The 23617-nt window shown below is 51.8% G+C and carries 19 protein-coding genes and 3 tRNA genes; 7 read left to right on the forward strand and 15 right to left on the reverse strand.

What is annotated here, in order from left to right; translation table 11 throughout:
- The first annotated feature begins 61 nt into the window (after positions 1–61).
- Positions 62–814: an SDR family NAD(P)-dependent oxidoreductase gene (locus M4I36_RS11270; RefSeq protein WP_258111839.1), complete on the forward strand. Its 753-nt coding sequence runs from the start codon at positions 62–64 to the stop codon at positions 812–814.
- A 47-nt stretch (positions 815–861) separates the two neighbouring features.
- Here the strand turns inward: M4I36_RS11270 and M4I36_RS11275 are convergent, their stop codons facing one another.
- A complete protein-coding gene (locus tag M4I36_RS11275; RefSeq protein ID WP_258111840.1) occupies positions 862–1314 on the reverse strand; it encodes a MarR family winged helix-turn-helix transcriptional regulator in 453 nt (150 codons plus the stop codon).
- A gap of 108 nt (positions 1315–1422) precedes the next feature.
- On the opposite strand from M4I36_RS11275, the gene M4I36_RS11280 reads away from it, so the two are divergent.
- Positions 1423–3132 (forward strand): chloride channel protein, encoded by a 1710-nt coding sequence (locus M4I36_RS11280; protein WP_258111841.1) that lies wholly within the window; start codon positions 1423–1425, stop codon positions 3130–3132.
- Positions 3133–3228: 96 nt separating this feature from the next.
- Here the strand turns inward: M4I36_RS11280 and M4I36_RS11285 are convergent, their stop codons facing one another.
- From M4I36_RS11285 to M4I36_RS11295, 3 genes are all read right to left on the reverse strand, one after another.
- Positions 3229–3606 carry an SPW repeat protein gene (locus tag M4I36_RS11285; protein ID WP_258111842.1) on the reverse strand — a complete coding sequence of 126 codons (378 nt, stop codon included), beginning with the start codon at positions 3604–3606 and terminating at the stop codon, positions 3229–3231.
- Between the two features lie 202 nt (positions 3607–3808).
- The gene (locus tag M4I36_RS11290; RefSeq protein ID WP_258111843.1) at positions 3809–5056 is read right to left on the reverse strand and encodes an MFS transporter; all 1248 of its coding nucleotides are present in this window, start codon (positions 5054–5056) and stop codon (positions 3809–3811) included.
- 14 nt (positions 5057–5070) lie between these two features.
- Complete coding sequence (locus M4I36_RS11295; RefSeq protein WP_308661218.1) at positions 5071–6255, reverse strand: M20 family metallopeptidase; 1185 nt, start codon at positions 6253–6255, stop codon at positions 5071–5073.
- A gap of 280 nt (positions 6256–6535) precedes the next feature.
- On the opposite strand from M4I36_RS11295, the gene M4I36_RS11300 reads away from it, so the two are divergent.
- Positions 6536–7912 carry a hypothetical protein gene (locus tag M4I36_RS11300; RefSeq protein ID WP_258111845.1) on the forward strand — a complete coding sequence of 459 codons (1377 nt, stop codon included), beginning with the start codon at positions 6536–6538 and terminating at the stop codon, positions 7910–7912.
- A gap of 122 nt (positions 7913–8034) precedes the next feature.
- Here the strand turns inward: M4I36_RS11300 and M4I36_RS11305 are convergent, their stop codons facing one another.
- Both M4I36_RS11305 and M4I36_RS11310 read right to left on the reverse strand, forming a co-directional pair.
- Positions 8035–8178: a hypothetical protein gene (locus M4I36_RS11305; protein ID WP_258111846.1), complete on the reverse strand. Its 144-nt coding sequence runs from the start codon at positions 8176–8178 to the stop codon at positions 8035–8037.
- A 46-nt stretch (positions 8179–8224) separates the two neighbouring features.
- Positions 8225–9298 (reverse strand): GGDEF domain-containing protein, encoded by a 1074-nt coding sequence (locus tag M4I36_RS11310; RefSeq protein ID WP_258111847.1) that lies wholly within the window; start codon positions 9296–9298, stop codon positions 8225–8227.
- 124 nt (positions 9299–9422) lie between these two features.
- Between M4I36_RS11310 and pepF the strand changes: the two genes are divergently transcribed.
- Positions 9423–11225 (forward strand): oligoendopeptidase F, encoded by a 1803-nt coding sequence (gene pepF, locus M4I36_RS11315; RefSeq protein WP_258111848.1) that lies wholly within the window; start codon positions 9423–9425, stop codon positions 11223–11225.
- Between the two features lie 101 nt (positions 11226–11326).
- On the opposite strand, the gene M4I36_RS11320 is transcribed toward pepF, so the two are convergent.
- Positions 11327–12466 carry a glycosyltransferase family 4 protein gene (locus M4I36_RS11320; protein WP_258111849.1) on the reverse strand — a complete coding sequence of 380 codons (1140 nt, stop codon included), beginning with the start codon at positions 12464–12466 and terminating at the stop codon, positions 11327–11329.
- A gap of 109 nt (positions 12467–12575) precedes the next feature.
- Between M4I36_RS11320 and M4I36_RS11325 the strand changes: the two genes are divergently transcribed.
- Positions 12576–13766 (forward strand): YheC/YheD family protein, encoded by a 1191-nt coding sequence (locus M4I36_RS11325; protein ID WP_258111850.1) that lies wholly within the window; start codon positions 12576–12578, stop codon positions 13764–13766.
- Here the strand turns inward: M4I36_RS11325 and M4I36_RS11330 are convergent.
- Together M4I36_RS11330 and M4I36_RS11335 are read right to left on the reverse strand one after the other, a co-directional pair.
- Positions 13673–14773, reverse strand: coding sequence for a phosphotransferase (locus M4I36_RS11330; protein WP_258111851.1), 1101 nt, complete (start codon positions 14771–14773; stop codon positions 13673–13675). The genes M4I36_RS11325 and M4I36_RS11330 overlap by 94 nt on opposite strands.
- Before the next feature lie 29 nt (positions 14774–14802).
- Positions 14803–16308, reverse strand: a complete 1506-nt coding sequence (locus M4I36_RS11335) for a glycosyltransferase family 2 protein (RefSeq protein WP_258111852.1) — start codon at positions 16306–16308, stop codon at positions 14803–14805.
- 228 nt (positions 16309–16536) lie between these two features.
- On the opposite strand from M4I36_RS11335, the gene M4I36_RS11340 reads away from it, so the two are divergent.
- The gene (locus M4I36_RS11340; RefSeq protein WP_258111853.1) at positions 16537–17469 is read left to right on the forward strand and encodes a phosphotransferase; all 933 of its coding nucleotides are present in this window, start codon (positions 16537–16539) and stop codon (positions 17467–17469) included.
- Between the two features lie 254 nt (positions 17470–17723).
- Here the strand turns inward: M4I36_RS11340 and M4I36_RS11345 are convergent.
- The 3 genes from M4I36_RS11345 to M4I36_RS11355 all read right to left on the reverse strand — a co-directional run bounded on the left by M4I36_RS11345 (position 17724) and on the right by M4I36_RS11355 (position 18096).
- Positions 17724–17797, reverse strand: a tRNA-Cys gene (locus tag M4I36_RS11345).
- 94 nt (positions 17798–17891) lie between these two features.
- A tRNA-Gly gene (locus M4I36_RS11350) sits at positions 17892–17966 on the reverse strand.
- 54 nt (positions 17967–18020) lie between these two features.
- Positions 18021–18096 (reverse strand) — tRNA-Phe (locus tag M4I36_RS11355).
- Positions 18097–18376: 280 nt separating this feature from the next.
- On the opposite strand from M4I36_RS11355, the gene M4I36_RS11360 reads away from it, so the two are divergent.
- Positions 18377–19351: a site-specific integrase gene (locus M4I36_RS11360; protein ID WP_258111854.1), complete on the forward strand. Its 975-nt coding sequence runs from the start codon at positions 18377–18379 to the stop codon at positions 19349–19351.
- Between the two features lie 113 nt (positions 19352–19464).
- Here M4I36_RS11360 and M4I36_RS11365 read toward each other — a convergent pair whose 3' ends face one another.
- From M4I36_RS11365 to M4I36_RS11375, 3 genes are all read right to left on the reverse strand, one after another.
- A complete protein-coding gene (locus M4I36_RS11365; protein ID WP_258111855.1) occupies positions 19465–20961 on the reverse strand; it encodes a hypothetical protein in 1497 nt (498 codons plus the stop codon).
- Between the two features lie 60 nt (positions 20962–21021).
- Entirely contained in the window at positions 21022–21849 is an 828-nt protein-coding gene (locus M4I36_RS11370) for a hypothetical protein (RefSeq protein WP_258111856.1), read from the reverse strand.
- A gap of 243 nt (positions 21850–22092) precedes the next feature.
- On the reverse strand, positions 22093–23349 hold the full coding sequence (locus M4I36_RS11375) for an MFS transporter (RefSeq protein WP_258111857.1): 1257 nt from the start codon (positions 23347–23349) through the stop codon (positions 22093–22095).
- Positions 23350–23617 lie beyond the last annotated feature (268 nt).

The raw sequence follows: 23617 nt of genomic DNA on the forward strand, positions 1-23617 counted from the left end.
TGAAAATCTCAACACCATGCGAAAGTGTTCTTAAGCATAGTCTGAGGGAGAGTGAACGAACATGAATTTGACTGGGAAAGTTTGCATTGTTACAGGTGGGGCGAGTGGAATTGGCCGAGCGACAGCCATCAAATTTGCGGCGGAGGGAGCCAGTGTCGTCGTTGCCGATGTCAACGAAGCTGAGGGCCGAATCACTGCCGAAGACATTCAGAGAAACAGTGGAAGGTCTTTATTTGTCAAAACAGATGTAACCGTTTACAACGAAGTGGAGCAATTGGTACAGACCGCAGTGGATACGTTCGGCAGTCTGGACATCATGTTCAACAACGCAGGAATTGGGCGCTACAAACCGCTTCTCGACCACTCACCTGAAGACTTTGATGCTGTTGTAAAAGTCAACCAATACGGAGTGTATTACGGAATTCTCGCTGCAGCCCGGAAAATGCGCGAGCTTGGCACCGCTGGAACCATCATCAACACCGCATCCGTCTTTGCCTTCATGGCGAGTCCAGGGGTTATCGGCTACCATGCAGCAAAGGGAGCCGTTAAGATGATGACGCAAGCTGCCGCTTTAGAGCTGGGCGAATTTGGTATACGATGTCTCGCGATTGCACCGGGCGGAGTCGACACACCCATCATCCAGGGATACAAAGACATGGGTATTGCCGATAAGATGGCACGTCAGCATATGAGAAAACAGTTGCAAAAACCAGAGCACATCGCCAATGTGGTCGCACTGCTGGCCAGCAAAGAGGCCGATGCCATTAATGGCAGTGTGGTGATGGTCGATGATGGGTTTGCGGAATTCAAATAAACTCTGTGCTGACTGACCATCCCACGCACAACAAACAGGCACTTAGCCTAGGACTGCTCCGCATCGCCTCGCATCGATGCGGATGCAGTTGAACCTTCAAACACCGACAGGTCTTTTTGCAAGAAGTTTCGATGCGTTAGCCCCAATCGGTCTAACTCCAGTTGATGCATCTCCGTCAGCCGCTTGAGCAACGTCTCCCCTTGTTCCGTAAGAGCCACGTAGACACTGCGCCCATCATCCGGGTTATCAAATCTGCGAATCAAACCCAATTTTTCGCAACGACCAATCAATCCAAGACAGCTGTGATGTTTGATTTGAAGGCGCTCAGCAGCCTCTGTCGGAGTGATGTAACTCCGGTCTGGAAATCCGGCAATGGCGAGCAACAATTGATGTTGATTCGGAGTAATGCCTACTCCCTTGGCTGCCTCTTCGCTAAAATGCAAAAATTTTCTCAATCGATACCGAAACTCTGCCAATTCAATGTAGGCTTGTCGGTCCATACCTCACATCACGCCTTTCTGAAGAAACCTTCCCCGAAGAAAAATGATGGCTACCACAAATTCTGCTCAACTTATCTTGTTTTTTATCGTATTACGATATAAATTGAAGTGGCGGTTAAAGAGCATGTCGGATTGTACTTCAACGGCCATAACAACCGAAATGCCAAAGGGGCGATCACTCTGCAAAAGGAACGGTCACACCAAACTGGAGACTTTACGACCAATCGACAGATTCTGAAGCTATCTGCGGCAGCATTGGTCATCGGCGTCATGTGTGGTTTCATCGCCGTCGCTCTGCTCAAGCTCATTTACTTCTTCACCAACCTGTCGTTTTTCGGACGCTTGTCTTTCTCCTATATTACGCCAACCCATAACCATCTTCACGCTTGGGTTATTCTCATCCCCATTACCGGAGCCCTCGCTGTCGGTTTGATGGCTCGGTACGGGTCAGAAAAAATTCGTGGCCACGGCATTCCCGAAGCCATGGAAGCCATGCTCATCAACGAAAGCAAAGTACAACCACGCGTTGCCTTCTGGAAGCCTATCTCGTCTGCCATCTCCATCGGCACGGGCGGGCCCTTTGGCGCTGAAGGTCCGATTATTATGACAGGAGGCGCATTCGGGTCCCTCTTCAGTCAATTGTTTTCCTTTTCCTCTGTGGAACGGCGCATTTTACTCACAGCAGGTGCTGCTGGGGGAATGTCTGCAACGTTTGCTGCACCTGTGGCATCCGTGCTGTTCGCCGTAGAGTTACTCGTGTTCGAGCTAAAGCCGAGAAGCCTGGTTCCTATCGCGATTGCGAGCGCGGTGGCAGATGCCATCCGCACTCTGTTGCTTGGTCCTGGCCCGATGTTCGCCATGCCAAATCTCCCCCACGTCAGTTGGAATCTCCTTGCCGTCGCAGCTGTTATCGGTTTGGCCGGTAGCTTGGTTGCGGTGCTATTGACTTTCGGCATCTACGGTGTCGAAGACGGGTTTCGGAAATTGCCGATTCACTGGATGTGGTGGCCTGCCCTCGGAGCCGTCGTGATTGGCGTTGGCGGCTACTTTTCGCCGCGTGCCTTAGGAGTAGGCTACGGAAGCATTGATGCAATGCTCAACGTCCGACTGACATTGGGCACGCTGGCACTCCTTCTACTCGTGAAAACAGTCATCTGGACGGTAGGATTAGGATCCGGCACCTCTGGCGGAATTTTGGCTCCCATTCTCATCATTGGCGGTAGTCTTGGCGGCGTCGCCGGACTGCTCTTTCACGCCACCCACCCGGGCGTGTGGGCACTCTTAGGTATGTCGGCAATTTTTTCAGGAGTCACCAGAACTCCGTTCACAAGTATTGTTTTCCCGCTGGAACTCACGAACAATGTGGGAGCCCTGCTTCCTCTGCTAATCGCCGCCACAATCGCAACAGGCATGTCCTCGTGGATACTACCGAGATCGATATTGACCGAAAAACTGGCGCGCCGCGGTCTACACCTCACGCTGGAATACAGCACAGACGTGCTTCAGATGCACTACGTCAGAGAGCTCCTCAGAGGGACATCGAAGGGTGCGCCGCTTCCCGAGCGCTCCGCCGGCGAGTCGCTCGTCTCCGTATGCGAAACGGACACGGCTAAGACCGCTCTGGAACTTATGGTCACTCAAGGTGCGAATGTTATTTCTGTTATATCGTCCGATGGTGAAGAGTTAGGCACCCTCACCCTGGAAGACTTTCTCTGCCTACGAAAAAGGAATGTCGACGAAGAGAGCAGAAGAACTCGCACTTTTCCGAGCATCCATCGTAGAGATCACACCGACATCAAAAAAGATTCCTCGAAATGAAACCATTTCGAGGAATCTTGCGCACGGCTGGCAAGCACCTTCACGAAAACATCTTGCTGCGCAACCGCGGCAGCTTGTTACCAGGAAAAAAGAGCATTAGGCGTGTGAATGAGATGAATTCATCGGATGACTTCGATTGGACGTGCTGTGTTCACTAGCCGACATCGTCCAGATGTTCAGCAAGATGACGATGGCGCCAAGAATGACGCTCTCCCATACGTTGGCTTTACCCAACGTAAAGGCAAACGGCTGAACAATGAACCAAATTCCCATGATGAGCGAAACCCACGTCTGCCATACCCCGAAACCACTGGAGTCTTTCCTCATGGCTGCCCAGAACGAGACGATGAGCAACACTGCCCCGAGCACGACGCTGGTCCACACTGCTGCGGTGACGTGAGAAAAACCCATGACCCACGGCGAGATGATGAACCAGATTCCGATGAGTGCATTAATGGCGTTTCTCCACTTCATGATGAACACCTCCCAGAAAGTATCGGCGATAAAATATCGCTTACATTTCATACAATACTCCCGAAAAGTATGCTGTTCAATCCTGAAGTGACGCGATGTCTGCTCGTGAGATGCAATGACAGTGAATCTAACCCAATGAGCAGCGGAAACGTCACGCTTTCTCGAGATTTCTCGATATTTCTAATCTCGAAAGGAGTGTGCATTAAACATGGATTTGCGTCACCACCTCCGCTTGCACGTTGCTTTCCTTGATACCCTGAGTCACGAGCGTAAGGATGAACGATAGGGCACTCGAAATGCCGAGAGTCAGGAGTCCGGCTGGAACAAAACCAAGCGGTAAAGCGAGTGCAAAAATGGGGCCGCCAAAGAGTGCACCCACATTGAACAAAAACAAAAGCCAGCCAGTGACTGTTCCCGCAGATTCATCGGCCACAGAGTCTTGACCCAAAGCTGCGACCAAATCCACGTAGATACCCCATCCGGCACCAAAGGCAAACGTCAAAACAAACAACCCTGGGACATTGTGTCCTACGCTAAACATCCCCACACTGCCAATGAGAATGAGCAGCGACGCAAAACTTACCGCATACTTCCGACCCACGCGGTCCGCCAACAATCCTAGTGGAAATGCACAGATAAAGCCCCCGAGTCCACCCATTGACGCAATGGCGGCAGCCTCTCCCGAAGCAAGTGTCAGAGACTTCAGTAAATAGTCCGAATAGTAACCCAAGAAACCAAAAAGGGTGATTCCAAAGAGAAAAATGGAGATGGACAGTACCGTCACATTTCGATTCAAAATACCACGAAATGAGACATGTCTAGATTCGACTTTCTTGTACGTGCGCGGTATGACAAGATAGAAGACGATGAGCGCAATAAGACTGACAACTCCTGAGAGGACAAACGGGAATTTGTAATCGTGCAGAAAAGGACTAATCAGATAGGGACCAACAAACAACCCACCGCCGAAAAAGACCGCAAAAGCCGATACAGCGCGTCCTCGCGTCTCGAAAAAAATGTCGCCAAGAAGCGCAATGATAGCTGGCTGAAACATGCCAATGCCTACACCCACCAGCAGTCGGGAAGCAATCAACGTCACAACACTGTTTGCGAATCCAGTCAAACAAGTAAACAATGCAAAGATAGCGACCGACAAAATAATCGTGTATTTCACCGAAAATCGGTCGAAAAGAAACCCGCCGACCATACTGAACAGCGCTATTCCAAGCGCATAACCCGTGGCGACCACGCCAAGAATGGCTGCCGAACCATGTACGTGGGGGACAATGTACGGTGCCCCAAACGTGTACAGGTTGGTGTCGAATCCCTCCAAAAATGCAGGGATAGCAGCCACCAAGACGATGAGCAGAAAGTACCCTCTACTTCTCCCGGCAATCGAGCGAATGGTCTCTGTCGAACGCAAACCGATGGGACGACGATTTTCTTCCACAGAACCTTCCTCCTTCATTCACACTCGTTTAAAAATCCAAGAACAGCCAACACGAAAGACTTTACGCCAATTGGCAATGCCGCTTCATCGACTGTGAATCGTGGATGGTGGTGCGGATATACAATACCTTTTGCTTCATTTCCCGCACCTACAAAGAAAAACGTTCCTGGCACTTTATCCTGGTAGGCAGAAAAATCCTCCCCACCCATGGTAGGTACACCTTCTTCCACAACCTCTGCTCCGAAGCCTTCAGTCAGGATTTTCCGCAGTCGCTCCGTTGTTGCTTCGTCGTTAACCACAGCTCGATAGCCGTTTTCATAAGAGAATTCATAGGTAGCTCCATGTGCTTCAGTCACCCCGCGGATGACGCGTTCCATCGTGAGCGGGGCTTGTGCACGCAGTTCGCTTGTAAAGGTCCGCACCGTCCCGCGCAGTTCCACGCTGCCCGGGATGATATTGTCCGCCGTACCCCCGTGAATTTGCGTAATGGAGAGTACCATTGCGTCGAGCGGATCTACAGTTCGGGCGACAACGTGCTGTAAGTTCGTCACCACCTGAGCAGCTACGGCGATACTGTCGACCGTCAGATGGGGCTGTGCGGCGTGTCCTCCGGCGCCAACGATACGAATCACAAAACGGTCTGGGGCTGCCAACAAAGCGCCCGTCCGGATGCCAATTTTGCCGACCTGTAGAGGTGCCCACAAGTGAATGCCCAACACGCGATGAACACCATCCAAGACTCCGGCCTCGACCATTTCTTTCGCACCACCTGGGAATAATTCCTCGGCGTGCTGAAACAAAAACCGCACTTCTCCCGAAAACTGCGCGGTCATTTGACTCAAAATTTTTGCAGTAGCAAGCAACATGGCCGTATGTCCATCATGACCACAGGCATGCATCACGCCATCCTGTTGTGAGGCGAAGGGAAACGTGTTTTCTTCGTGAATCGGCAAAGCATCCATATCCGCTCGCAGAGCCAGAACCAGTCCGGGACCCGTGCCCTTTAATCGAGCCATGACACTCGTCGCAGTCGGTCGCGACAATTCTAAATTGGGGAGAGAAGCCAGAGTGTCATATACAAATTGCGAAGTATGCCGCTCTTGAAACGACAATTCGGGATTGGCATGAAAATAACGCCGCCATTCCACCAACTCATGCCGAACATCCAACACGAGTTGTTCAACATCTTGCAACGTGATGGTTGTCATCGACTCATCTCCTCCCTCAAACGGATGACTGAATTATACGTCTATTATTCAGGGATGGTGGAGCGAATTCATCCAGATGGGCAATCTGTCACAATTGTCGGCACACAAATCACGCCAGAATGCCTCTTTTTACATGCACAAATCTTTAAATTCATGGTACTATTTCCAAGTCGATGCGATTCAAAACATCGCCAACGAGAGGGCCTATGCGTTCCGTCTTGTCCCTATCTTTCTAGGAACCTTATTCGAAATTACCAAAGGAGAGGTTAGTGTGAAGGTGTCTTTCAATGCTCGCCCCAGAGGACAGAAGAAACGCCTTTATGTGTTGGCGGCAAGCAGCGCACTTGCAACGACGACCATTTGTAGTGCTTTCGCTCCCATGTCCGCAACTGCATCCCCTCAGTACACCGTGGGACCTGTCGGATTGACGTCTGACACAGTCACCCTGACTCCGACCACCAAATCTGCGCTGAGTGGGGACATTACGCTTGACGTAAACAAGTCTGGACTCGACGTGAGCTATCACCTGAGTGGACTGCAGCCGGCAAAATCTTATGACGCTGGCCTGTTCCAAGGCATGCTTCCCAAACAGGGAAGCCTATCACAATGGTTGCCGAAATTCACGGCGACTCGTGAAGGAACTTGGGACGGCAGCGCAGTCCTATCGGGCGTGCAAGCCATCCCGGAAAACGGTTGGTACATCAGCCTAGCACAGGTCAAGTCAAATGGCACTCCAAACATCCTCGCCAACGCGAACATCGGAGTTCCACTCCCATCCAACGTGGGAGTAGCTACAGTTTGGACAAAAAAGTATCTGATTAGCGTACAAATTGGCCCCCTGGCCACAATGATTACGAAAGCACAGGCCAAGGCTGGTATGAAAGGCGAGATTATGGTTTCTTCGCCGGGTGTGAGCATGCCCATGATGGCCTCGCATTTCGACGGCCACGCCGTTAACCATCATTTGGAGGTCCATATTTTCAATCGCCAGACAGGAACCGTCGCCATGAATTTAACGCCTAAAGTGGATGTCCTCTTAAACGGAAAGACCCTCTCCGTTCCGGCAGTGGCCATGTACGGGCAGCGGCTGAACACTGCCGATTATCATTATGGCAATAACGTCTATCTGCCTAGCGGATCGGCTTCCATAAGGATATCCATCGGCAGTGAGACCGTTGACGTCAAAGGCATTACCGTGTACAACGCGCCCGCTTCTCCCGCAACCGTCAAAATGCTTCCGCACATCGCCCATGTATCCGTGTCTGGCAAGACGTTTGAAATGCCGGTGCTCACATCCGCCACTTCGAATAGCGCTGCCACGGACGTTCCGCTGTGGTACATCATGCAGGCACTAGAGACTTTGCACATTCGCAGCACGTGGCACGACGGTCAATGGAATTTTCCAAGCATTCAACCCCAAACCATGTCCATGAGTTCAAGCATGTCCATGCCGATGTCTGGCAATGTCTCCGTCTCGTTTGATGGAAAAGTCATCGAGACAATGCAAGGTACCATTGCGGTCGATCCGTTTTCCAAACACAAGACAACCTTTGTTTCTCTCGAATCTTTACAGAATTTGCTAGGTATGGCCGGGCTCCAATGCAATGTCAGCGGGTCTGACTGGACCATCGTCCCCGCTCAGAAATAAGTTGAAAAGGGCACGCAAGTATGACATACAAACATGTCAAACCTGCGTGCCCCACACTACCATCATGCCAAGACCAAACAACTCAGGCGAATGAAACATGGCACCCACCTCAGTCGAGGTTATCAGCCAACGCGAATAGCCGAAATAATTCCAAGATATAGTTCTAAAGCGACTACGACGGCCCCCGCAACAAACACGAAGTAGACCAGTGCGCGTGGCACAAACCCGCCGCGATTACGATGAAACAGCGGTCCGTTCTCCTCCATGCTCCTCACTCCTCTCCACAACCTTATTTTACTACACTCATCGCATTCAACAAACAACTACGCGATTGCGACCTGCATTTTTAGCATTGTACAGCGCCGCATCTGCCAATTGAAATGCTGTCTCGGCATCTTCCGGCGTATGATAGGTATGAATGCCAATGCTGATGGTAACTCGAATACCCGAATTAAAAATCATGCTCTCCAGGCTCAATCGCGCATGCTCCATGGACGTGACAAAGTCGTCGGAAGTAATCTCCATTCCGAGCACTACAAATTCTTCCCCGCCATACCGCGCGACAAAATAGTTGCCACCAAACTCCTGACGAAGACTTCGAGCAACCTGCACCAAGACTTCGTCCCCAACAATATGACCATACGTATCGTTGATGTTCTTAAAGTGGTCAATATCAATGACCGCTAAATGAAACACAAATTGAGAGGATTTGGACAGAGTGACCAGCTCATTCAAATGTTCCGTAAATTTAACGCGGTTAGAGATGCCTGTCAGAGGATCGGTGTGAACTGCCCTTTGCATCATCTCGTTTTCTGTCATCAACAACTGCCGAGCATTCATGCTCGCTGTCAACGAGCGCAACACTTCCTGACCACGAGCAAGAACGCTCAGCAAAGTCAACGTACAGACGATGAGTACACTGAGAATGGTAAAAATGTCCGACAAACCGATGATATGATGCGGTCGATACTCTAGGAAGTAAATAGACCAAAAATTGATAACGGAAAGCAACGCTGCAAACAAAACCAGTTTTCGGCGAAAAAAGGCCACCGAAACAATAATAGGTATCAATAAAAGCGCCGACGCAGTCGGCTCCTGATAGAGGACGGACGTAGCGAAAAAAACTCCGATACTCCCACCGAGTACGCAGATATAAGTTTGCCAGCGCGAAAATTGCCAGCGAATCAACTCTAGGGCTACCATCAACAAAATGAGCTTGAGCACGGTCAAACCTAGCACATACTCCAGAATAAAGATACGTTTTCCAGAGTCCACTGCAGCATAAAGCAGCACAGCAAACGAGTAAAACGCAATCGACCACCAGTATGATTTGTAAATTTTCTGCACAACGCCGACATGGGTGATGTCTTGCTGAGTAGCTTCCACGGAAATTGTTCTGCCTCCATGAGCTGCGAATCTGCCGCCGCCCTTATCGTACCATGTTTTCGTAAATGGTAATATAGAATAGTAAGCAAAGACACATACTTTGTTCGTCCTGGAGGTCTGTCGAATGACGGAACGATTGTTGAGACATGAAGTCGATATGGAACACACGTGGGATTTGTCCGATCTCTATGCGTCGGATGCGGATTGGGAAGAGGCTGTCACATCATTGCTCGCTCTACTGCCGTCTGTAACCGCTTTCCAGGGACACTTAGGTGAATCTGCAGAACAGCTTTTTCAATGCCTCAGCGCTCACGAACAACTCATGGAGCAGTTTGTTCGTGTCTCTACATACGCATCCCTGCGCCAGTCGGAGGACGGCACCAATCCGGCGAATCAGGCAAACAGCGGAAAAATGGCAGCCGTCTCTGCAGAGATGTCGGCAGGCCTCGCTTTTATTAATTCCGAGATAGCCGCGTTGCCAGACGGTGTGGTTGAGAACTTTTTAGAAGAATATCCAGAGCTGTCGGTGTATCGGAAGTCTTTACAAGAAATTCTGGACTACAAGCCATACCTACTGTCTCCTCAGACAGAGGCTACGCTTGCTTCCCTGGGTCAAGCACTGAACGGTCCCTATCTGATTTACCAGCGAGGCAAATCGGCGGACATGCAATTCCGTGCCGTGAAGGACAGCTCCGGCGCGGAACATACCGTTTCGTTCGCCCTTTACGAAGACGTCTATGAATTCACGGCCGACACGGAGTTGCGCCGCAATGCCTTTGATTCTTTCGCGTCCACACTGCGTCAGTACCAAAATACGTTTGCCGCGACGTATGCTACCGAGATTGCAAAACAGGTCGCCCTCGCTCGCTTGCGTGGCTTCCCTTCCACCACCGACATGCTCCTTCACCCACAACAGGTCACGCGCGACATGTACGAGAATCTTCTCGACATCATCCAAACCGACTTGGCGCCGCACATGCGCCGTCTGGCCCGCTTGCGGCAACGAGTGCTGGGACTCGAGACCATGCGCCACTGTGATTTAAAAGTTCCGCTCGATCCCGATTTTAATCCGCAAACCACCATCTCTCAAGCGAGTCAGTTGATTATCGATGCTCTCGAGGTACTTGGTCCGGAGTACGTCGCGAATATTCGCACGGGCCTTTCCAGTCGCTGGGTGGATTACGTCGACAACGTTGGAAAAGGAACGGGCGCTTTCTGCTCCAGTCCCTACGGAGTGCACCCCTTCATCCTCTTAACGTGGGGAAACACCATGCGAAGCACCTTTGTGCTCGCGCACGAACTAGGTCACGCCGGGCATTTCGCACTCGCCAATCGATATCAAAAGCTGTCCAATACACGGCCCTCCATGTATTTCATTGAAGCACCCTCCACGATGAATGAGATGCTGTTGGCGGACCACATTCTCGCTCAGACGACCGACCAACGCATGCGTCGTTGGGTCATCAGCCAATTGCTTGGAACGTACTACCACAACTATGTCACACATTTACTCGAAGCCGAATTGCAGCGCCGCGTCTATACTCTCGCAGAAGCAGGAAAATCTATTACCGCCTCGCTTCTGTCCGCGCAGAAAGGCGATGTGTTGTCGTCGTTCTGGGGAGATGCTGTCACCATCGACGAGGCAGCGAGCTTAACGTGGATGCGTCAACCACACTACTACATGGGGCTCTATCCTTACACCTACTCCGCGGGGCTGACGGCTTCGACCGCGATCGCCAAAAAAATTCGCGAAGAGGGCACTCCAGCCGCAGAAGCTTGGGTCAACGTGCTCAAGCAAGGGGGGACCAAGTCTCCACTCGAACTGATGAAAATGGCCGGAGTGGACATGTCCAAGCCAGGTCCGATTCGCGAAGCGGTAGCCTACGTTGGTTCGTTGATTGACGAGTTGGAACGCAGTTTCGACTAAACTGCAGCGAGCACTCTGCCTGTGAAGCATCCGAGGATTGCCTTCTCCACGGCCATCGCAGGTGCCGCCAGGCAGAGGCAATCCTGCTCCGGTTTCGCACTTTACCGCTTCCACCGTGCCAGTTCCTCGTAAACTTCGGAAAAACATTCCGCTGTGCGCTGCCAGGAAAAGAGTTGCGCGCGCTCTCTCGCCTGCTGCGCGAGCCTCAAGCGGCAGGCGCTATCTTGATAGAGACAGAGCAAGGCGCGAGCAAACGCCGTCGGATTATCCGGCTCTGCGACTAAAACGCCCGTATCGGTATTGACCACTTCAGGAATTCCTCCGACCTTGCTGGCGACGACCGGGAGCCCGCTTGCCATCGCTTCGAGATTGACCAAACCAAAAGCCTCCTCTCTCTGCGATGGGCAAACCAGAACATCCGCACTGCGATATACGTCTGGCAATTTGGAAGGACTCACAAAGCCAACCCACTCCAGTGGCAGATGCTCCCCCAACGTCTCAAGGTGCGCTCGATACGTTCGCTCCCAAGGCGGAGTTCTGCCCACAACCGTGATTTTAAATGGAACATTCTTTTCTTGGAGCAGATGAAGTCCCCGGAGAACCACATCCAGACCCTTTTGGCGAATCACCCGTCCGACAAACAATATCCGAAAAGTTTTTGCGCCCGATTCGATGCCTCCGTCCTCCCGAGGGCAAAATGTCCTTGCATCCACGCCGGGATAAATCACGCGCGAACGCCATCTTGTGCGCCCTAAATCAAAGCTTCGAGAAATGGTCTGTTGCAGGTAGTGACTGTTCACCACCACGCAGTCTACGCTGGACAGAATTCGGCGCATGCGAGAACGCGCGGCGACGTGTGCATCGGAATGGTCTGCCCGACCATCCGCTGCTGCTGCTGTCCGAAGTCCCCGACCTGCGAGAAAGGTCGTGGAGTGAAGATTGAGAATCAACTTGGCATGCGGTAAAACAGACCGCACTGCGGCCACAAAGTCGGGCCTATTCTCCACCTGTACGACATGCGGTTGCGTGTCCCTGAGTATCTGGAGGACCGTTTTGCGATAGGAAACTTTTTCCGAGGGCAACTTGTTGCCTCGGACCACGCGCTCTGGCGCCAACAAGCAGACGTCTCGAACGCCAATGTCGTCGAAGGACCTCTGCAGAGCGTGCACGTAGATTTGAACGGATCCGCCGCGCGTAGGTGGAACAGGCAATCCTTCTGGTGCGAGGATGGCAATCGGCATCACACCATCTCCCTCAAAATGAGTGGCATAGTCGATGGGAGGTTATCCGCCCTGACCAGAGACCAGTGCATGGGCATAGGGTAGAGCAGCCTCAAGAGGAGGGTGTGCCATGCTCGTTGTCATTTCCTCACAGTCACCCAAGAGCGCGATACACCCGCGCCTTGCCTTCGCGTACCAAACACTCGCAACCGCTGCAGAGCATGAAGGGATGGATCTCCTCGTGGTACCTCCGACCGCGCAGTTAGGGTCTGTCTCTGCCCTTGTTGGTTGCCGATACGACGAAGTGGACGCTGTGGGAGTGTGGCACGAACAGTCTCACCCTGCAAAACGCACGGTCTATTTTGATTTTATGTATCTGTCGGACATTCGTGCGAATCCGTCTCGATATCGACTTCTCATGCGCTCTTTGCGCCAACACGCCCGTCCGGTATTCAATCCTCCTATGCCGCCAAAAGACCATTTATTTCAAATTTTGTCGCAATCGAGTCCATCGACAGATGGGCAAATCCCCAAAACTTTTCAGGAAATCAGCGCAGAGAGCGCCATTCGCATCCTAGAACAGGTTCCAAAGCTCTGGATAAAGCCAGTACATGGGTCAGGTGGTCGCAACTCTCTCTACGTGGAACGGCGCAAGTCCAATCAATTTCTCGTCGTGGCAGAACAGTTCTTTGGCCAGACCATCGTGGCCGACTTGAATCGTCGCGAACTACTTCAACTGCTTTCCATGGCCACGCGGCGTAGTCGATATCTCGGTCAAATGCACGTTCCACTGCTGCAAACCGCGGACAAGCGCACGGTCGATATCCGTGTGACACTTGTTCGTAATCGCTGTGGGGCTTGGGAAATTGTGAGTACGACTGGCCGCTCCAGTCAGCCTGATTCGCTATTGACCAATTATCATGCAGGAGGAAAAGTCGTTTCCTTGACCGAGAGAACAGAAGAATCGGTTGCGTGGCTACTGCAAAGTCATATGTCGGACGACGACATCTCTCGCGCTCACCGATTCGGTCTGACGGTCGCAGAAAAGCTGCAAGCAACGTTGCCGCATTTAGCAATTCTCGGAGTCGATATTGGTCAAACCACAGATGGACAACAGTACGTATATGACTGCAATGCACGACCGGGACGCGACATCTTAACCAACAGCGAAATAGCTCATTATCTTCAAAGGGTGGTTGCTTTCGCCCACTGGTTAGAGGAACAGAGCTACGGCCTCCTTCCGAACGGAACAGTCTGCGACCAATCGTCGACCGCACGGACTGCCTCTAGCCTCTGTTCCCAGGTAGACTCCAGTACCTGAAACGTGGCGAGATTCTTGCGCCGAGAGCCTATCTGTAGAGCCGCCAGCCACGCCTCTCTGGGAAAGTGAAACAAGGCCGCGACAATTCTCCTCTCGGCTGGGGACAGGGGACGAATTCGCTCATAGCCACGGAGTAACGCCAAGAGCGACCGGGATTCAAACTCCGTCGTATTGGCCATGGCCTTCACTAACTCTAGCCACGGACATCCTATCTTCACCTGTTCCCAGTCAATCAAACAGACGTCCCTCCGTCGACGCAGAACATTTGGGCGGGTGACGTCACCATGTAAATAGCTCCCCTGCTGCAACGATTGTTCTAAAATCGGCGCAATTTCCTCACGGCCCAAAGCTGTCCATGCGCTTTCCGAAAGTTCTCGAATCTCCCCCACATGGCTCTGAAACCACCGTTGTGACGGTGAATGTTGAGACAAAACACTCGGCAAATTGCGCTGGTAAAAATCATTCTCCAATTGTTTCATGCGCGTTAACATCTGCGAAGACCGCGACTTCTCGACTGGAACAGGAACCGTATGTAACTCCGCCAAGGCCCGCCCCAAGAGCATCAAATCGCTCGAATGTAGCGACACGGGCGGTCCATCCACCCACTCCGTCAAATAGATGAGGCGCTTTCCACATTCCGACCAATATTGCCCAGACTGGTTGGACAAGACTTTAGGCATTCGCCGATATCCCGACTTCTTCAGATACTGTAACTCCCGCAACATGCGCTGGAGGCGGTATAGCGGCTGTCGAAAAACCTTTACGACGACATGTCCATTCCCCGTGTCCACACGATAGGCGGCCCTGGCCGTATATGCAGATTGGCAGGGTTCAAATCCACGCACGCGCATCCCGTAAGTTTTCAGAGCTAACGCGAGCCACGCTTGTGGATGCTCATGCCCATGAGATGCCGACTGTTTCATCCAACTCCCCCATTCCAAGTCGAGGAACACCTCATCTTGTGCCGATGACACCTGTGTGGATAGAAGTGTACGAAACTTTCCCATCCACACATCCTATGTCACATCAAATCGCATTACCGGAGCACCTCTAGGCGCCGAGGCTGCACATAGCCGCCGCGCATCCCGCGAAGTTCGATGAGCAACTGCAGGGCCTCAACGTGATCCCCCACGATTAACTTCTTCAGCGGAACTCCATAGCGGCGGGAATGTAATCGGTGCCGATAGGGGTTGCGCCGTATCACGTCTGCAAACTGTACTTGTTTTACTTCGAGCCCGGATATCACCGCCCGAACCAACGCCTTCGGGGGTACGCACAACTCTGCCGCAGGAATCACTCGCAACGCCTCACCAGAGAGTGCATGCGGTACGGCTGTCAGTGAACACGCACCGAGGTCGGAACGTTGCAGAGCAAAGTTCAAAAACTCCTTGACGGTGGTCACGGCATCTCGTACACCGCGATTGGCAAGTCCGGAGGACAAGTCGTTGAGCGCCACATCCACACCGCTTTCAACCGCATCATAGAACGGCTTGAGTTCTTTTGCCGGAATGAAAAAGTCTGCATCGACAAACAGCGTCGCGACGGCCGTTCGGGTGGCTAAAACGCCAACGGATCGCCCAACATCATGCCCTAATGCCTGCCCAAAAACCTCAAGCTGCACATCCAATTGCCGTGCGATTCTGCTTGTGCCGTCGGTCGATCCGTTGTCAATCACGCAAATTTGCTCCGCTCCGGACTCCTTCAACGATGCGACCACTTGTGGCAGAGTCTTTGCCTCATTGCGCGCCGGAACCACTGCCGCCCTTCCCAGACAATCGATATGCGTCGCCTGAATCTCTTCGGTATCCCGGGCACTCTGGAGTGCTTCTATGACCTCCCGTCGGCGATTCAAGTCGTCAAATCCTCCGCGAGTTCCACGCTGACGAATGATTTCTGAAAAGGCCTCGACATGGTCGCCAAGAATGACGTCGCGACGAAGATAACCATCTCCTCGCGCCTCGCGCGAGCGATTGCGGGTACTTACATCAACGTACGTAGGAGCGCTAATTTTCAGTCCGGCCAACACGGCCTTCGTGAAAAATACGGGAGGCACAGCAAGGTCCGCACACTCCATTACAACGAGAGCACTTTTGCGAATGGCATGCGGTACGGCCGTCAACGATGCCGCCCTCAAATCGGGTCGTTCCAGTGCGATATTGAGGGCCCGTTTGGCAAGGGCCGTCGGGTGGTCGAAATGCCGATTGGCTGGTGTTGGGTATTGATTCAAAGCTATATCTGCCCCGTCCCGCAAACTTCGAATGAACGGTTGCAGTTCCTGTAATCGCCAGACAATGTCTGCGTCCAAAAACAAGATGAATTCCGACTTCGCAACAGCCGCTCCAAGCGCCCGACCGACGTCCGGGCCTAACTTCTCCGGGTATGTCAATTGGCGTACACCAGCAGCACGAGCAATCGACTCAGACGCATCCGTGCACCCATTCAGAACGACGATGACCTCCCGCACAGCTGACCACGAAGTAAGCCTCCGCAAATTCTCACGAAGCGTCCGCTCTTCATTACAGACAGGCATGACGACACTCACCCCTCCCTCGCTTGGTATCGATCTTGGCTGCGGGGAATGCGGGTGGAACTTGGTCAGTCCGATGCGACGGTCTACAGGAGACATCTCATGCCACCTACCTTTTCACAAAGCTACGCGCGGCTTCCACTGATTGGCGCAAAGTCGTACCCTGAAGCATTTTATTCTATGTGGGGTACGTTCAATTGGAGATCTTTTGGAATTTATGCCCACTAGAGGGGGAGACATTGGATGCACCTGACAGAGTTCATGGAGAAGATGTACGGGATGCGTGTGGCACACATCCAACCCAAGAGACGTAACGTGTTTTTGCTGCGCACGACAGATGGAACCCAGTGGTGCGTGAAAGTAGTGCAGAGCACGCCGGAACATCTTCGTCATCTGCTCCAAGTGAGTGAATATTTACAGGCAAACGGGTTTGTTCACTGTCCCCTGGTCCAGTATGACAAGTCTGGAAAAGCGTACGTTTCATGGCGAAAAAAAATTCTCTTTGTGACAAACTGGATTCCCGGTGAAAACCCACATTTATCGGACATCAACGATTGGAACAAAGCTTTGCAGACCCTCGCTGTCTTTCATCAACATGCTGTCGGATATCCTTTAACGCTCGTACCGACCGCCAAAATCCAATACCATCGTGTTCTAGAGCGAGTCGAGTCCGGAAAGCAAATTATCTCTCATCTATCCCATGTTCAGAAGAAATACGAAAGATTCTTTGATTTGCTGGATGTGGCCGAGGATTCTGTCAAGCACCCTCTCGTCCAGCAATTTATCGAGAGAGAGCGTCTCGATGGTTCATTTATTCACGGGGATTACAACTATCCCAATCTCGTATTCGATACACATCGTCAGCTTCATTTGATTGATTTTGACAATACGTCTATGCAGGGACGAATGATGGATTTAGCCCATCTGTTGCATCGAAATGCGGCTTGGGACGGACCTCGAATGGTCGAGTCCATCAGCACCTACGACCGTCAGCGAACACTCGGGAAAACCGAGAAGCGGTACCTATTCACGCTACTTCATGTACCCTACCCAGTGCTGCGCTGGTACAACATGGCTCGTAGGCACGGCAAGTCTGGGAGCGAAGGTGGATTGTCGCTTCCCAGTCGCAAACAACTTCACCAATATGCCGAATACTTGAATTCCGCTCTCTTATAGAAAAACCGCACGGCGAGGTAAAAGGGGCAGATTCTCGAAGGGTAGGTCCAAACCGCTTTGAAAGTCGGTGACCACTCCGCATTGATGAAGCAAGGGGTTTTACGGCGCACATGATAATCACAAAAAGTCTACAATCACAAAAAGTCTACAATCACAAAAAGTCTACCATCACAGGACGAATGGAAAAGTCGCTGAAAAAGAAATCGACGCGGCTCTCGTGTCACGAGAAACCGCGCGAATGCTAGGTTTTTCTTTGGAGGCGCCAGCCGGATTTGAACCGGCGATGGAGGTTTTGCAGACCTCTGCCTTACCACTTGGCTATGGCACCAAATCAAAGGTCACGAAGTCTAGTGTATCTTACGACCCAAATGCCTATGCCATGGAGTCGTAGAACTCCAGTCCGAGACAACACGTACTCTCTATGGAGCGGAAGACGGGATTCGAACCCGCGACCCTCGCCTTGGCAAGGCGATGCTCTACCCCTGAGCCACTTCCGCAAGAGGAATTTATCTGGAAATCAGACAACCTTTGTTGATCTTCTTTCCAGGTGATGGTGGCTCGGGACGGAATCGAACCGCCGACACGAGGATTTTCAGTCCTCTGCTCTACCGACTGAGCTACCGAGCCATGAGTGCATAACATTTCAACAGTAACACCTTAGCCAAACAAAGTCAAGATGGAAAAACACCAGCGAGAGCATCCACCGCCATCGGTCACTCTGTTCTTTCGCACGGAGGATATAGTAACACACTCCTTTGATGGTTACAAGTCACCTTAAAAAGCATCACGGTCAGACCGTCCCTTGTCTCCACACTCGATTTGTCGTTTGTGAAGTTGTCGGAAGTATGCTGGTTCCCCCGTGCTATAATTCCATCATGCCAGATAATCTACGAGGAGGAGACGTTCCGTGCTTCCTTCAGAGCAGCAGCCAAAAACACACGGTTACAGAGTGCAGCGCCAGACGATGGAGAGAGCACTACAGCGATATTTGGAGCGCTCTCATGCGCCCAATAGTCGGCGTGCATATCGTTCGGATTGGGCGGATTTCACCGATTGGTGTCAGTCTCACCATGCTTCTGCGTTGCCTGCAGAAGCAGAGACTGTAGCAGGCTATATTGCCGAAATGGCACAGTTGGGGGCTAAGGCCAGCACGATTGTCCGGCGCCTTTCGTCTATTTCCATCGCGCACCAAGCCAAGAAACTCGACTCACCCACGCACTCCATACTCGTGCGCGCTGTCTGGCGCGGCATTCGCAGAGAACACGGTACGGCACCAGAGCCTAAGAGCCCTATTTTAGTCGACGACTTGCGGCGCATGGTGGATGCAATTGACACAACCACTCTGCGTGGATTACGTGACAAAGCACTTTTGCTGGTCGGCTTTGCTGGCGCCTTTCGCCGTTCGGAACTTGTGTCCCTAACCGTCCATGACGTCGAGTTTCGTGAGGACGGCATGGTTCTGACCGTACGCCACAGCAAAACTGACCAAGAAGGCGCTGGGCAACGCATCGCGGTTGTGCGTGGCCAATCGAAGACGACCTGCCCAGTGACATCGCTGCAAACTTGGTTGGCCGAGTCCTCTATAAAAGAGGGGCCGATTTTCCGGAAAGTAAACAAAGCGGACCATGTGGAACATCGAGCCCTGACCGCGCAATCCGTTGCACTTGTGGTGAAGCGTTGCGCCGAGAGTGTCGGTCTCGACCCTAGTCAAGTCGCCGGTCACAGCCTGCGTTCAGGATTTGCCACACAGGCCGCTATCAACGGGGTGTTGGAGCGAGATATCATGCGGCAAACGCGACACAAGTCCATACTGACATTGCGGCGCTACATTCAAGACGGAAATTTGTTTCGAGACAGCCCTTCAGGCAGAGTTGGGCTATAGGCACTCGATGCATGAATGGAAACGGCGCTACGGGTGCCGGGAAGGCCCCCCCTGAAGTCGTGAAACAATGTGCCGACACACCGGATCGTCATACTTCAGAACACTTTCATGACCTATAAGTTACTGAAAAACTCCCCATGTTTATAAACGAACCCCGTTCCAACCCCTCCCGACTGACTGGCTTGTACAGAAGTCGCGCCGTATGTTACCCAAACTTCTGAGTTGGCTTGACTTCGAATCAAAATCTTCGACGGTGCATGGTTGATGCCACCGTCCGCTGTCCCCGCACTAGAATAGATAGGAGTAGAAGCAAAGCTCGGCGAAGATATCCATTCTCTACCGCCATCGAGACTATACTCCGCACCTTGCACGGTGACAGCTTCGGGCGAGTGGACTGAAAAATTTGGTAGAATCGCGGTCATGGTGTTGTGCGCCGGATGAACCATCACCTGAACTTGTTGTAAATCTTCAAAGGAGCGCGTGTCTGCTTGTTCACTTTGACCCACACCTTCAACGCCGACAAACAGCCATTGCGGTATAAGTTGGTACTCATTTCTGCCCACTTTCCTGAAACCCTTCATCATAGGCAACAAACTTTCCAACCATACGTGATACTGACGTGACGTCATCGGACTCGTGGGAGCAAGTCCCGGCACACGAATACCAGTCGCATTGCAAAGCGCCAACGCACTACCGTACGGAACAGACTCGCGAACGTGAGGGTTACTGATAATTCCAGACAGATTCAGCAACACCTTGTCCATCTCTGCTTCGGTTACGGTCTCGCTAGAACCAAATATAGTGTTGGATACTGGGTGAAAAGCAGGCGACTGGGATTCATATGGGTCGTGGAAGGACGCACTGGCCGTGGTGAGAGAGTCGATAATTCCCTCATCTTCACTCGGCACATCCGTAAACGAACCAAGGGTATACGGAGTCATGTCTTGCGACTGAAAACCCAGCTGAAGGGAAGCGTGTTGCTGCAGAAATGTCCATAGACTGACCGCTGCCCCTAATTTGCTTTCTATCGAAGAACTCTCAGGCGGGACACCGTCCGGGTTGGCAGTCATGTCCCAAATCCGTCCATTCCAAGTTGACGCAATCCCGGCGGCACGAAGAGCCTCCATAACATAGTATGCTGGAGCGAAGGTTGTCAGTTGGTGCGAAGCGGGATCGACCGCAGTCCATCGTGGAGCAGAAACCGTGACCGTATGCTTACCTCCCGAGATGGAAATGTTCATACTATGTCTCTGCAGGGTGGGCTCACCCGCGTTGGCAAGCACTCTTCCCGAAGGAACAGTCAACTTTAGTACCCCCGTAGATGAAACACCATTCCATGACACAACCCCCGACCGGTGTCCATTGCCTGGCAACGCATGCAAGACATCGTGAAGATAGTAGATGGGAATCCAGCTCGTTGGCTTATCGCCATCCCACGGATCCGGCGCCACAATATGTTGAACCTTCAACACCAGTTTGCCGTTCATGACAATCGTGGTCGGTTGATAGTCAAAGGTTGCTGCATCTGCTACAGACGGATTCACCGAATGGATGAGCGCCACTGAAAAAGTGGTACATCCAACCGCGAGCCAAGATTTCCAACGTTTCATTTCCAATCGTGACCTCCTAAAACTATGCAACCACGAGCCTGCCGACATTTCCACAAAAGGTCATTGGGCGGCGACATCAGTTTCCCACTCATTTTGTTTCAGCCATTGGTACAACTGCGGGGCATACAAGTAAAGGATACGCTTCCCTTGTACATCCGTCACCACATTCGATTCGTAATTCACTCGAAATCGTCCATTTTTGAAAGCGGTAATCGTATACGCCGGATAAATTTGAATAGGCGGCTGGTTTGAATTTTCGATGGTCAAGCGAGCCGGACCGACATTGGCGTTGAACGTTATTCCGGGTGTAGAAGGCGGCAAGTGCAATGCCGTGACGGTCGCAGAGTTCAGCCAAGCAAGTATTTTTTCTCGAATAGATGAAATTTTCGATCCCGCTACGTCATACACGACCGACGCTGGCCCGCTCCCGCTAATTTGCATGTCATCGATGCTTGCTGGCGGATTGTACACACGGGGCTTCGAAAGTTCCCATATGTTGCCTCGCCACGACGCATTCACCGCTAACTTGTGCTGCAAGAAGGTATTCGCATAAAAGACCGCGACGTACGTTTGTTCCAAGCCATTCGTCGGACTTTTCACCCTCAATTCAGGTGCCGAAAATCGCGCATCGGCCACTCCATAGATGGACCGAAAAAGGCTTTTGACCCATGTCAACGGAAGCCAGCTTGTTGGCTTCCCGGACCAAGGGTCGGTTGCAACGATGTGTGCTACATCTTGCTCAAGTTTTCCATCGACTCGAATCTGTGTATTCTCGTATCTTACCGTGTGACTCGTCGTGGCGGCCTCTGCCGTACATGGCATCACCCATTGCAGAGCCACCACCCCTACAGTGGCCAGGCTCGACAAAAGAAACGTTCGCTTGTGCAATGAAATTCCTCCTCTTGAATCACATGGCCAAACCCCATCCGGAAAACCTTGATTCTCTTGGTCTTTTCCGATTAGACGAAGACCTTGGCGAAAACGTGACAAACGAAACTCATTCTCTGCCACCGGCCCATCATGCGCAGAGTGAGCGGCATCATGATGGATGGTTCACGCGCCGACGACTGAAGCGGGAACAGAGCACCCATTCAGTGAATATAGACAGTGAATATAGACAGAGTGGCCGCCTCAATCCGGTTTGAGATAGTCTGACACAGACGCTGATAGTCTCCAAGCAAACACCGTAGAAAGAAGAACCAGAACCCACGCAATCGTCAGGGTGACCGCCGTGCCGTAATGAATGGCAATGAGCGCGGCAAGTCCCAATGCCACAGGAACAAGCACGGAATGCAATAAGTTAAGCGCACCCGTGGTAGCACCCATAGACTCGATGGGCGCTATGCGCTGTCGAATCAAAGCTACTGTTTGATTCGCAAATCCAGACCCTAACTCCAGCAACGTCAGGCCGCCTATGAATCCACTCATCGAGGCTACCAGCGAGATGACCGCAATCCCAGCGCTAATGAGTAGCGGGGAGAGCAACATCAAAGGCTTGACGCGTGTTCGCAACATCCGAGGGCCAATGACCAGAGATGCCACCGTCCCGATGGTCGCCGTACTCAGTCCAACGCCAATGTCGACGACAGAGAAATGCCTCACATGCTTTAAGAACAGCACATATTCCCCAAGAAAGAAACTAAAACCAAAATTTTGAATCGAGGTATAGATAACCATTCGTCGCAATGGAGAACTAGACCAAACAATGTGAATTCCCGATAGAAATACGGTTTTCTTTCGATGAGCTCTGACTCCCGTCGGGCGTTGAGGGTAAGGCCGTCGATGAAACAAACTCAGTACCGACAGCAACATGACAATACCGGCGGCCAGAAAGGCATGAAACAGTCCTGTCGCTATCAACACACCGGCAAATCCTTTCGACAAAAACTGCTGAATGGGCGAGATAACCCCCATCCAGCCATTCACTTTCGGCAAATCTCCTTTATCGACCGTCTGAGGAACGAGAGTCCGAGAAGCTGCCGTGGTTATGGCAGTAAACACGTTCCAGAGAAAGACCAGAGAAATGAGCGACGCAATCGACGGATGAGACTGTAGCATAAAGCCGATAAAGACTGTGAAAATTGCACCAACAAGGTTTCCTGACACCATCAAGACGACCGGGGAGAAATTATCAGACAACCATCCAAATATATAACCACTTAGAATGGTACCAAGGCTCCCAAACGTGTTGGCGCAACCGAGCGCAAACGCTGGGTTTGGAAACGTCGTCGCCAGCCACTGAATCGCAAACTTCCCAATTCCTTGTGCGTTCGCGGTACAGAATCGAGATATCCATAGTCTCCAGACAAGGGGGTAGCGACGCATGACAGATTTTTTACCTTGTTTATCCGAATACTCTTTAACCAAAGTGGGCCACCCAGCCTTCATCCGTGAAAAATCCCTTCCAATCGCATGAACCAGGTAAATCTTGCTTTTTATAGTATATGATATCACGAGCGTTGCATTAATGTTTCCATAATGTTCATGGGATTCGGTGATTGGTTCTCCACTACAACTAAAAAGTCCCTTATCATGGAGGACAGGTAGCCCTGTCCAAATCCACGAGAAGGAACGTTCGTATGGACAACGCTACATGGAAATCTTGTTTTGGTCCATGGTTTTCTCTAGTCGATCCCGATTCTCTTCAAGCTTCCAT

Source organism: Alicyclobacillus sp. SP_1 (genome assembly GCF_024706985.1).
Classification (GTDB): domain Bacteria; phylum Bacillota; class Bacilli; order Alicyclobacillales; family Alicyclobacillaceae; genus Alicyclobacillus_I.

Bases quoted from the DNA above. Each gene is read 5' to 3' on its own strand.
- M4I36_RS11270 (WP_258111839.1), top strand. From the start codon at position 62: ATGAATTTGACTGGGAAAGTTTGCATTGTTACAGGTGGGGCGAGTGGA.
- M4I36_RS11275 (WP_258111840.1), bottom strand. From the start codon at position 1,314: ATGGACCGACAAGCCTACATTGAATTGGCAGAGTTTCGGTATCGATTG.
- M4I36_RS11285 (WP_258111842.1), bottom strand. From the start codon at position 3,606: ATGAAGTGGAGAAACGCCATTAATGCACTCATCGGAATCTGGTTCATC.
- M4I36_RS11305 (WP_258111846.1), bottom strand. From the start codon at position 8,178: ATGGAGGAGAACGGACCGCTGTTTCATCGTAATCGCGGCGGGTTTGTG.
- pepF (WP_258111848.1), top strand. From the start codon at position 9,423: ATGACGGAACGATTGTTGAGACATGAAGTCGATATGGAACACACGTGG.
- M4I36_RS11320 (WP_258111849.1), bottom strand. From the start codon at position 12,466: ATGCCGATTGCCATCCTCGCACCAGAAGGATTGCCTGTTCCACCTACG.
- M4I36_RS11325 (WP_258111850.1), top strand. From the start codon at position 12,576: ATGCTCGTTGTCATTTCCTCACAGTCACCCAAGAGCGCGATACACCCG.
- M4I36_RS11330 (WP_258111851.1), bottom strand. From the start codon at position 14,773: ATGGGAAAGTTTCGTACACTTCTATCCACACAGGTGTCATCGGCACAA.
- M4I36_RS11340 (WP_258111853.1), top strand. From the start codon at position 16,537: ATGCACCTGACAGAGTTCATGGAGAAGATGTACGGGATGCGTGTGGCA.
- M4I36_RS11365 (WP_258111855.1), bottom strand. From the start codon at position 20,961: ATGAAACGTTGGAAATCTTGGCTCGCGGTTGGATGTACCACTTTTTCA.
- M4I36_RS11375 (WP_258111857.1), bottom strand. From the start codon at position 23,349: ATGAAGGCTGGGTGGCCCACTTTGGTTAAAGAGTATTCGGATAAACAA.